The sequence below is a fragment of the Bradyrhizobium sp. USDA 4452 genome (assembly GCF_054063575.1).
This window is the reverse complement of sequence record NZ_JBSSGK010000001.1, coordinates 6,674,395-6,685,485: the sequence shown is the minus strand read 5'-3', so window position 1 is coordinate 6,685,485 and position 11,091 is coordinate 6,674,395. Positions and strand designations below refer to the sequence as shown.

6 protein-coding genes and 1 pseudogene are annotated in these 11,091 nt (G+C 65.7%); 4 read left to right on the top strand and 3 right to left on the bottom strand.

From position 1 onward, the window contains the following. Positions 1-95 precede the first annotated feature (95 nt). From ACVISU_RS31230 to ACVISU_RS31220, 3 genes are read right to left on the bottom strand one after another with little or no spacing between them, the layout of a single operon-like run. Entirely contained in the window at positions 96-1,289 is a 1,194-nt protein-coding gene (locus ACVISU_RS31230; protein WP_050402099.1) for a DUF1501 domain-containing protein, read from the bottom strand. Positions 1,290-1,304: 15 nt separating this feature from the next. Continuing rightward, positions 1,305-2,849 (bottom strand): DUF1800 domain-containing protein, encoded by a 1,545-nt coding sequence (locus tag ACVISU_RS31225; RefSeq protein WP_456709501.1) that lies wholly within the window; start codon positions 2,847-2,849, stop codon positions 1,305-1,307. Between the two features lie 35 nt (positions 2,850-2,884). Then, complete coding sequence (locus ACVISU_RS31220) at positions 2,885-5,188, bottom strand: caspase family protein (protein WP_456709500.1); 2,304 nt, start codon at positions 5,186-5,188, stop codon at positions 2,885-2,887. Between the two features lie 195 nt (positions 5,189-5,383). On the opposite strand from ACVISU_RS31220, the gene ACVISU_RS31215 reads away from it, so the two are divergent. The 4 genes and pseudogenes from ACVISU_RS31215 to ACVISU_RS31200 all read left to right on the top strand — a co-directional run bounded on the left by ACVISU_RS31215 (position 5,384) and on the right by ACVISU_RS31200 (position 11,043). Further along, positions 5,384-6,055 carry a hypothetical protein gene (locus ACVISU_RS31215; RefSeq protein WP_456709499.1) on the top strand — a complete coding sequence of 224 codons (672 nt, stop codon included), beginning with the start codon at positions 5,384-5,386 and terminating at the stop codon, positions 6,053-6,055. A 318-nt stretch (positions 6,056-6,373) separates the two neighbouring features. Continuing rightward, positions 6,374-8,174, top strand: a pseudogene (locus tag ACVISU_RS31210) (FAD-dependent oxidoreductase). Further along, the gene (locus tag ACVISU_RS31205) at positions 8,144-9,991 is read left to right on the top strand and encodes a 2-oxoacid:acceptor oxidoreductase subunit alpha (RefSeq protein ID WP_456709498.1); all 1,848 of its coding nucleotides are present in this window, start codon (positions 8,144-8,146) and stop codon (positions 9,989-9,991) included. Before ACVISU_RS31210 ends, ACVISU_RS31205 begins: the two are co-directional and overlap by 31 nt. After that, positions 9,988-11,043, top strand: coding sequence for a 2-oxoacid:ferredoxin oxidoreductase subunit beta (locus tag ACVISU_RS31200; protein WP_456709497.1), 1,056 nt, complete (start codon positions 9,988-9,990; stop codon positions 11,041-11,043). The genes ACVISU_RS31205 and ACVISU_RS31200 overlap by 4 nt, the downstream gene beginning before the upstream one ends. Positions 11,044-11,091: the final 48 nt, after the last annotated feature.

Sequence of the window (11,091 nt, the reverse complement as noted above, 5' to 3'; positions counted from 1 at the left end):
ATACCGCTGAGTTGCCCGACGTGTCAAGTCGTCGTGCCGAGCCCCGGCGGCTACTGTGCATGGGGTTGTTTTCGATATTTTTGCCAGTACCCCCTTCAAACCAGGTTCAGATCCTTCGGCTTGATGCCGGTGAAGATGCGCTCGAGGCTCGCCTGCTGCAGGCCGTAGACGTGCTGGATCAGGCCGGCGAAGAACGCCTTGTAGTCGGTCAGGACAGGATAGTCGCGGTTCTGGAACAGCGTCGCCTGCGTGACCTGGACCTGCTCGCCGGCCATGCGTCCGCCGTTGATGCCGCCGCCCATCACCCAATAGACGCTGCCATGGCCGTGATCGGTGCCGCGATCGCCGTTCTCGCGGAAGGTGCGGCCGAACTCGGAGATGACGACCACCACGGTGTCGCGCCACATCGCCGGGCCGATCTCCTCGGAGAAGCCGGCAAGGCCCCTGCCGAGTTCGCCGAGCCGGTCGGCGAGATAGCCGGTCGCCGCGCCCTGGTTGACGTGGGTGTCCCAGCCGCCGACGTCGACGAAGCCGAGGTTGAACTGCTCGCGCATCAGGCGGCCGATCCGCCGCGCCGACAATTCGAAGCCGCGCGGCGACACCGCGCCGCGGTTGGCCGCCATCATCTCCTCGGAGACCGATTTGTAGACGTCGTCGCGGACGCGAAAGCCTTCCGACACCGAATTGGCGAGATCGCCCTTCGCATACATCTCCCGGATCAGCCGCGCCTGGCGATCGTCGACACCGGGCTTGCTGACGCTGGCGATGCCGATGTTCGGGATCTGGTTCTGGCCGCGGAAGATCAGCGGCAGCTGGTCGGTGAAGGAGATCGGCTTCACCCGCGTCAGTTCGGTCGCGAGCCGGCTCATGAAGCCGGAGCGGTAGTCGCGGCTGCCGCCGACCGCCTGCCCGAGTTCGATCGTGTCCTGGGTCTCGAAATGGCTGCGCGAGAGGTCGTCGCTGGTGCCGGCGAACGGGACGAACGCGATCTCGCGCTTGGCCCACAGCGGATAGATCGAATCGCGCAATGCCGGATGCAGCCCCCATCCGGCGTCGAGCGCCAGCGCCGCATTCGGATTGCCGGCGTCGGGCCGCGCAACTGCAAGCGTCGGGCGCGAGGCGTAATAGAACTCGCTGCCGACCGGCACCACCACATTGGCCGCGTCATAGGCGCCGCGCAGGAATACGACGAGCAGGCGCGCGTCGGTCGCGGGCGCGGCCCAGACCCGGCCGGCAAGGGTGAGCGAAGCGGAAGCGGCGAAGGCCTTGAGCAGTTCACGGCGGTCCATTGGCGAACCTCCCTTTCAGTGCATGAACTCGGGTGACGACAGAAACAGCGTGTTCCAGTCCTGCGGCGACACCGCCTGGTCGAGCGCGGCGAGCGTGGTCGGGCTCAGCGTCTGCCTGATATTGCTGAAGTAGAGCCCGTTCATGACCAGCGGAAACGCCGGCTGGTCGACCGCGTTGGGCTCGTTCGGCTTGAACAGGCCGGCCGATCCCGAGCCGATCGCACGCGCGATCTCGAACCGCAGCATCATCTGCCCGGGACCGTTCCAGGCCGCCGACAGCATCGAATAGCCGTCGGGCGTCTCGTGATTGAACAGGCCCTCCGACAGGCGGTTGAGCCAGCCCTGGATCGGCAGCGTGTTGAGGATGACCTTGGTGTCGTAGGCGAGCCGCACCGACGACATCACGTACAGCATCGGGTCCTTGAACTTGGCGCCGCCCTTCAGGCTGGCGACGAATTCGGGGGCATGAACCAGCGTCGACATCACGGCCGCGATATCGCCGTCGGTCTTCTGGAAGGTCTGCGCCATCTGCTGCACCAGCGCGGGCGGCGGATTGTCCGACACGAAATAGGTCGCAAGCTGCTTTGCGATGTGCGTCGCGGTCGCGGGATGATGGCAGAGGATGTCGAGCGCCTCGTCGACTTCGGCAAGGCCGCGGCCCTTGACCTGATGGCCGAGGAAGGTCTTGTCGCCGAAATCGTGGCGCGCCGGATTGAACTCGAAGGCACCCTCGCGGACCAGCTGGGATTGCTGCTCGGGCTTCAGCTTCGGATCCTCCGACTTGAAGTCGATGCCGACGCCGGTGAGGATTCGCGCCAGCGCCTCGACGTCGGCCTGGGTATAGCCGGAGCCGACGCCCATGGTGTGCAGCTCCATGATCTCGCGGGCGTAGTTCTCGTTGAGGTGGCCGGCTGCGTTGTCGGCATTGTCGAGATAGCGCAGCATCACGGGGTGATGCAGCGTCGCCGACAACAGGGTACGGAACTTGCCGAGCGCATTGGCGCGGATCGCGCGATCCTCGTAGTCGCCGACCAGCACGCGGATGTTGGACTTGTACTGGTGGACATTGAAGTGGTTGAACCAGAACCAGGTCAGCCGTTCGCGCAATTGATCCGGCGCGTAGAGCGCGTGCAGGATGGTGCGCGCCGCGGCCTGCCTGGCGCGATCGTTCATGGCCTGCTGATAGACCTGCTGCGCCGCCTTGCGCTGCTCGGGATCGGCGACCTGGTTGGCGGATTTCGCTTGCTGGTCGAACGAGGCCGCAATGTCGAACGGGAAGCGATGCACGTCCGGCATCGCCTCGATCTGCTTCTGCGCGGCGGCCGGCAATGCGACATTGGCCGGATGCAGCTGCTCCTGCAGCCAGCGTTCGGTGCCGACCTCGCGCAGATGCGCCGCGCTCGTGGCGTTGACGCCCCAGGTCAATCGATCGAGCAGCGCGATGTCCTGGCTCGCGAGTTCGGCTGCCCGAACCGGCTGGTGGAGAATCACCAGCCCCGCGATCGTGCCGATCATCAGTTTCGCTGATGTCGGCAATCCGAGTGTGGCCGTGATGCTCATGAAGGCTGACCTGCTCGGCTCATGGTGTCATGCCCTCAGTGTTTGCATTTGCCGGGAGGACATGCCGGCGCGGCGGGGCGTGGTGCTGCGGGTCTCGGCGGCGGCGCGGCCATCCGCGGCGGTGGCGCTGCACGCTGCGCCTGCACAGCCGGTCGTAGTGGCGGCGGCGCGGCGCGTGGAGCCGGTGCCGGATGCGGTGCAACGGCTGCGGCACGAGGCGGTGGGGGAGCTGCGCGGGCCGGAGCTGTGACCCGCGCCGGCGCGGACCGGGAGACCGGTGCCGGCGACACCGCGGCATGCGCGGGGGCCGAACGCGCGGCCGGCGTCTGCCGTGCCGGCGGTGTGCGGCTCGCCGGCGACGGCGCCGTCGCGGGCTTCACGTTTGCGGTCGGTGCGGTCGCGGCATGCGAGAGCGGTTGCGCGTTTGGCTTGCCGGCAGTCGCGGGCGAGGCCGGCGCGTTGGTCGCAGGGGCAACGCCGGGCTTGGACGGCGGAGCCGGCTGCGCATTGGCAGGCGCCATGGCTGTCGCCGGCTTGCCTGGCGTCACCGCGTTCGGCTTTGCTCCGGACTGCGCGGCACCGGGTTGCGCGGCACCAGGTTGCACGGTGCCCGGCTGCGCGGCGCCATGCTGCTGCGTCGGGTTGGCCGGCGCGGTCGCCGATTGCGGCAGCGGCGGTCCATTCTTTGCGCCAGGCAAAGTGTGCGCGCCCGTCGCATTCGGCGCGACGGTTGCGTTCGGCGTAGCGCCGGGTGCTCCCATCGCCGCCCCCTGCGCCGGTGTCGCGCCTTGCGGACCGCCCGGCTGGGCCAGATTGGCCCGCTGCATCGCCGCGGCCGGCAGTTGCGGCGCCGCCCTGACCGGCGCGCCGCCCATGGCCGCCGTCACGCCGGCCGCCTGGAGTTGCGCCGGCGTGGGGTTGGGATTGTTGATCACGGTGTTGATGACCGTCGTGTTGTGAATGTTGTTGAACACGATGTTGTTCTGCGGCGGCACGACATAGGCCGGTGCGGCGACGTAGGCCGGCATCGCCACGAAGAACGGCGTCGGCAGCACGAACAGGCCGATTGGCGGTGGCGGCGGCGGCAGCACGACGAAGTCCGGCGGCGGCGGCGGCAGGAAGAACACCGGCGGCGGTGGCGGTGGCGCGAAGTCGAACACCGGATCGCTGTAGTAGAGCACCGGGCGGTCGACATAGACGACCTCGTCGGGCGGCGGCGGTGGCACGTCGTAGTCGAGCGCCGTGAACTGCGGCGGCGGCTCCAGCGCGGCCGACAGATAGGCGAGCCGGCGCCGGGCGTCGTAGGCATGCGGCCCGCGCGGATAACGCCGCAGGTACGACCAATAGGCGTCAGGCGTGTCGGCGTTGTAGGTGCGCCGCCAGGTGATGGCCTCGCGCCGCGCCGCCACGATCGCCCGCACGCGCTTGGCCAGCGGATCGGTCGGATAGGCCTGCAGATAGTCCTCGTAGCCTTGCAGCGTGTCGCGCTCCAGCGCCGCGGCATAGGCGTCCCGCGCCGGGAAATCACGGATCGGCTTGGTGCGCAGCCCGGCATCGACCTGCTGCGGCGGCGCGTCCGGCTTGCGCTCGAAGAACATGAAGGGCGCGTCGACCTTCTGGGCATTCCATGGGATCTGGCCGCCCTTGGTCATTTCGTTGACGCGCAGGCGAACGCGGTCGAACACTTCGGGCAGAGTCAGGCCGCCGGCGCGAATCATTTCCGCCAGCGCCTGTGCATAGGGCCCGTAAGGCGGCGCGCCGTCAGGGGCGACGGTGCCGGGCGCCGAATTGAAGGCGATCAGCATCTTCGGATCAGGATCGACCAGCGCAAGGCCGCCGGCCAGCGGCTGGCCGTCCTTGGCGAAGGGATTGCTGCGCGCCGCATCGAGCACGATGACGCCGGCCTTGATCGGCAACGCCGAGAGCTGATGGCTGTAGTCGGAGAGGCGGATAGCCTCGACCGGGACGTCGGTGTCGCGGGCGATCTTGGCATCGACCGGCACGAAGTAGTTCTCGCCGGTGAGCTGCACGCCGTAGCCGGCAAGATAGACGAAGGCCACCGCATTGGGCCCTGCATCCTGCACCTTCTGGATGAAATCGCGGAACGACTTGCGCAGTGTTTCGCCGTCGAGATCGCGCGCCCCGACCACGTCGAAGCCGGCGGCCTGCAATGTCTGCGCGATCAGGCCGGCATCGTTTGCGGCGGTCTGCAACGCACCGGCCTGATAGGCGCCGTTGCCGACGACGAGCGCAAGGCGTTTCTCCTGATCCTGCGCATGGACGGGAAGCGACACGAGCGACACCAGACCGACGATCAGAGCCCACAGAATGCGCGCCATAGTGGTCGTCCCTTTTCTTCTCAAGAGTTGGCGTTACGGATGGAAAGGCTACTTCCGTGAATGCGCGCTGAACAGGATTGCGGCAATTGTGGCAATCCTTGGTCTGCACGGTCGCGGGCACCCCAGAATCGGCTTCCCGGGCGGGCGCGATCAGGCGATATTGCGCAGATAAAACAGGCAAAAAAGGAGCACTCGATGCCGATCGCCGGACAAGGCATGCTGCTGACCTCGATGGATATCGACAGCTTACACGAAGCTGAATTCAACCGCTGGTACGATCGCGAGCACCTCGAAGAACGGGTCGCCATCGACGGCTTCCTGGAAGCCCGACGCTACGTCGCTCATGACGGCAAGCCGAAATATCTCAGCCTCTACTCGACCGCGACCTTCGAGGTGCTCGAGAGCCCGGCCTACCGCACGGCGCTCGCCAACCAGACCGACTGGTCGAAGGCCAACATCGCGCGCTTCCAGAACATGATCCGCGGGGTCGCGCGCATCACGATCAGCCGCGGCGTCGGCAGAGGCGCGGCGCTCGGCATCATCCGGCTGCGCCCGCCCGCCGATGGAGCGGACAAACTCCGCGCTGCATTGCGGGAGCAACTCGATCCCGCCGCGCGCGACGGCATCATTTCGATGCATCTGCTCGAGAATGACCCCGTGCTCTCGAAGCCGCTGACGCCGGACGCCGGGAAAGCCGATCCCGGCGCCGGCGACTGGTTCGTCCTGATCGACGCCACCGATGTCAGCGCGGTGCCTGCAGCCGCGGCAAGCATCACCGGCAACCCTGCCTTGAAGCCGCTCGTGATCACCAGCGGCGTCTACCGGCTGTTGTGGGATATCGCGAAGAGCGATCTTCCGCGCGGCTGACGCTCAATCCGGCAAAGTGCGAAGCGGTTTTGGCTCGCGAGCAACGCGCTGCGCTTGCGCGGAAATCATGCTCAACACACGCGGCATCGCGGTGCAGACCATGCTGCACCGCGACATAACGCAATCGAGATTAACGCTACACGCGCATCAGCCGCGCGAAAGCTGATGATCGGACAATTTAGCCTTTGCCTTCTCTGGAACGGCTCTAATAAGATAAGCCTATGATCCAATTCAAAAACCAGAACAACGCCGTGTGAGCGTTCGTCGTCAACGATAAGGCCGCGCGGCCAGGCATTTTCGCGCGGGTCAAAGGTAGGAATGAAACCGACTGATATCTCGGCGCCGGATTACTTTCATAAAGTAGTCGATTGCCAATGGGCTTGTCCCGCACACACCCCCGTTCCCGAGTACATCCGGTTGATTGCTGAGGGGCGTTACAGCGACGCCTATATGATCAATTGGAAGTCGAACGTGTTCCCCGGGATTCTCGGGCGCACCTGTGACCGACCCTGCGAGCCCGCGTGTCGCCGCGGCCGGGTCGAGGACAATCCGGTCGCGATCTGCCGCCTGAAGCGCGTCGCCGCCGATTTCAAGGACGACATCAAGCACCGCCTGCCGAAGCCCGGCCCGAAGAACGGCAAGCGCATCGCGCTGGTCGGCGGCGGCCCCGCCTCGCTCGCGGTGGCGCGCGATCTTGCCCCACTCGGCTATCACTGCACCGTGTTCGACGGCGATCCCAAGGCCGGCGGCATGATGCGCAGCCAGATTCCGAAATTCCGTCTGCCCGACAGCGTGATCGACGAGGAGACCGACTACATCCTGGGCCTCGGCGTCGACTTCAAGGGCGGCCAGCGCATCGACAGCCTGAAGCAGCTGCTCGCCGAGAACTATGACGCGATCTTCGTCGGAAGCGGCGCGCCGCGCGGCCGCGAGCTCGACATTCCCGGCCGCAAGGAAGCCGCCGCCAACATCCATATCGGCATCGAGTGGCTGGCCAACGTGTCGTTCGGCCATGTCGACAAGATCGGCCGCCGCGTCATCGTGCTCGGCGGCGGCAACACCGCGATGGATTGCTGCCGCACCGCGCGCCGTCTCGGCGGCGAGAGCGTCAAGGTGGTCGTCCGCTCCGGCTTCGAGGAAATGAAGGCCTCTCCGTGGGAGAAGGAAGACGCCATCCACGAGGACATTCCGATCCTCAACTACATGGTGCCGGTGGCGTTCAAGCATGTGGCCGGCAAGCTGATCGGCGTCACTTTCCAGAAGGTGAAGGCCGAATACGACGCCAAGGGTCGGCGTAACCTGGTGCCGTCGGGCGAGCCGGACGAGACCATCCCCTGCGACGACGTGCTCGTTGCGGTCGGCCAGGAGAACGCGTTCCCCTGGATCGAAGCCGATTGCGGCATCGAGTTCGATAAGTGGCACATGCCGAAGGTCGACCCCAAGACGTTCGTCTCGACCAATCCCGAAGGTGTTCTTCGGCGGCGACGCGGCGTTCGGGCCGAAGAACATCATCTGGGCGGTGGCGCACGGCCATGACGCCGCGCTGTCCATCCACCGGATGCTGTCCGGCGAGGACATCAACGAGCGCCCGCTGCCCGAAGTGCACGTCTCCTCGCAGAAGATGGGCATCCACGAATGGAGCTATGACAACGACATCTCCGCCGACAAGCGCTTCAAGGTGCCGCATCGCGACAAGGTGGTCGCGCTGAAGGACATCCGCACCGAGGTCGAGCTCGGTTACGACCTCAAGCTCGCGCTCGGCGAGGCGCAGCGCTGCCTGAACTGCGACGTGCAGACGGTGTTTTCCGCGCCGCTGTGCATCGAGTGCGACGCCTGCGTGGACATCTGTCCGATGGACTGCATCACCTTCACCGAGAATGGCGAAGAGGACGACCTGCGGCAGCGCCTGAAGGCGCCCTCGCCGCATCACGACCAGGCGCTCTACGTCTCCGGCGACCTGAAGACCGGCCGCGTCATGGTGAAAGACGAAGACGTCTGCCTGCATTGCGGGCTGTGTGCCGAGCGCTGCCCGACCGGCGCCTGGGACATGCAGAAGTACCTCATCGATATGGTTCAAGCGGGATCAACATGTCAGTCCAAAGCCCGATCAGCAGCGTAAACGACTTCGTCGTCCGCTTCGCCAACGTCAACGGTTCGGGCTCGGCCTCCGCCAACGAACTGTTCGCGCGTTCGATCCTGCGTCACGGCGTGCCGGTGTCGCCGCGCAACATCTTCCCCTCCAACATCCAGGGCTTGCCGACCTGGTATGAGGTGCGCGTCACCGAGGACGGCCATCTCGGCGCCCGTGGCGGCGTCGACATGATGGTGGCGATGAACCCGCAGACCTGGGACAAGGACGTCGCCTCGATCGAGCCCGGCGGCTATCTGTTCTACGATTCGACCAAGCCGATGCCGACGTCGAAATTCCGCGAGGACATCACGGTGATCGGCGTGCCGCTGACCGCGATCACCAACTCGACCTACACCGATCCCAGGCAGCGCCAGCTGTTCAAGAACATCATCTATCTCGGCGCGCTCTGCGCCCTGCTCGACCTCGATCCCAAGCTGGTCGAGCAGCTGATCGGCGAGCAGTACAAGGGCAAAGAGAAGCTGCTCTCCTCCAACGTCCATGCGCTGCATCTCGGCCGCGACTGGGCGCTGCAGAACCTGAAATGCCCGATCGGGCTCCGGGTCAAGAAGTCCGACAAGGTCGGCGACCGCATTTTCGTGGAAGGCAACAGCGCCGCCGCGCTCGGCGCCGTCTATGGCGGCGCGACCGTGTGTGCCTGGTATCCGATCACGCCGTCGTCGTCGGTGGCGGAAGCCTTCACCAGCCACTGCAAGAAGTACCGCCACGATCCCGAGACCGGCAAGGCGAAATACGCCATCGTGCAGGGCGAAGACGAGCTCGCCTCGATCGGCATCGTGATCGGCGCCTCCTGGAACGGCGCGCGGGCTTTCACCGCGACCTCGGGTCCCGGCATCTCGCTGATGACCGAGTTCATCGGCCTGTCCTACTTCGCCGAGATCCCAGCCGTGATCATGAACATCCAGCGCGCCGGGCCTTCCACGGGCATGCCGACCCGCACCCAGCAATGCGACGTGATCGCCTGCGCCTATGCCTCGCACGGCGACACCAAGCACGTGCTGCTGTTCCCGGAAGATCCGGCGGAAGCGTTCGAGTTCGCCGCCGCTTCCTTCGATCTCGCCGAGCGGCTGCAGACCACGATCTTCCTGATGCTCGACCTCGACATCGGAATGAATCACCGGCTGTGCCGCCCGCTGAAATGGGACGATGCCAAGCAATATGACCGCGGCAAGGTGATGACCGCGGAGATGCTCGAGGAAGGCCGCGACTTCGGCCGCTATCTCGACGTCGACGGCGACGGCATCCCCTATCGCACCTATCCCGGCACGCATCCGACCAAGGGCTCCTACTTCACCCGCGGCACCTCGCGCGACCGCTACGCGCGCTATTCCGAGGAAGGCGCGGTTTACGCCGACAACATGCAGCGCCTGGTGCGCAAGTTCGAGACCGCCCAGGACATGGTGCCGCGACCGCTGCAGGCCAACGCGGCAAAGCCGACCAAGTACGGCGTGCTGTATTTCGGCTCGACCTCGCCCGCGATGGACGAGGCGATCGGGATTTTGGAGGCGCGCGGCCATCAGCTCGACCGCATGCGCATTCGCGCCTTCCCGTTCCACTCCAGCGTCGCGAGCTTCATCGCCGATCACGACTTCGTCTACGTGGTCGAACAGAACCGCGACGCCCAGCTCCGTCAACTGATCGTCAACGAGAACGGCATCGACCCGGTGCGGCTGGTGCCGATCCTGCACTATGACGGCACGCCGATCACCGCACGCTTCATCGCAGGCGCGATCGGCGACCACCAGGATCATCTCAAGGTGACCCCTCTCCGCAAGGCCGTGACATGACCTACATTGCAAAACCGAAGTTTCATCACCCCGGCCTGAAGAAGAACGAGCTGGGCTATACTCATCGCGACTACGAGGGGAAGATTTCGACCCTGTGCGCCGGCTGCGGCCATGATTCGATCACCGCCTCGATCATCGAAGCCTGCTACGAGCTCTCGATCGAGCCGCACCGGGTGGCGAAGATATCCGGCATCGGCTGCTCGTCGAAGACGCCGGACTATTTCCTCGGCAATTCGCATGGCTTCAACTCGGTGCATGGCCGCATGCCGTCGGTGCTGACCGGCGCCAACCTCGCCAACCGCGACCTGATCTATCTCGGCGTCTCCGGCGACGGCGATTCCGCATCGATCGGCTTCGGCCAGTTCGCGCATTCGATCCGGCGCGCCGTCAACATGACCTACATCGTCGAGAACAACGGCGTGTACGGCCTGACCAAAGGTCAGTTCTCGGCGACCGCCGACCGTGGCTCGAAATCCAAGAAGGGCGTCACCAACACCGACAATGCGATCGATCTGGTCGCGATCGCGCTGCAACTCGGCGCAACCTTCGTGGCGCGCAGCTTCTCCGGCGACAAGGCGCAGTTGGTTCCCTTGATTGCCGCCGCAATCCGCCACAAGGGCGCGTCGTTCATCGACGTGATCAGCCCCTGCATCGCCTTCAACAACCATGCCGGCTCGACCAAGAGCTTCGACTACGTCCGCGAGCACAATGACGCGGTGAACCGGCTCGACGTGCTGGTCGGCCGCGAGCCGATCAGCGTCGACTACGCGCCCGGCACCGTGCAGCTCGTCGAGCAGCATGACGGCACGCGGCTCGCGCTGCGCAAGCTCGACGCCGACTACGATCCGCACGATCGGCTCGGCGCAATGACCTTCCTGCAGAAGCACGCGGCGAAGGGCCAGATCGTCACCGGCCTGCTTTACGTCGATCCCGACGCCGAGGACCTGCACACCCATCTCGACACCGTCGAGACGCCGCTCAACACCCTGGACGAGCAGGCGCTCTGCCCCGGCTCGGCCGTGCTGGACAAGATCAACGCCAGCCTGCGCTGACATTCAATTCGGTTTCAAATCGGGCCTCCTGGCACTGCCAAGAGGCCC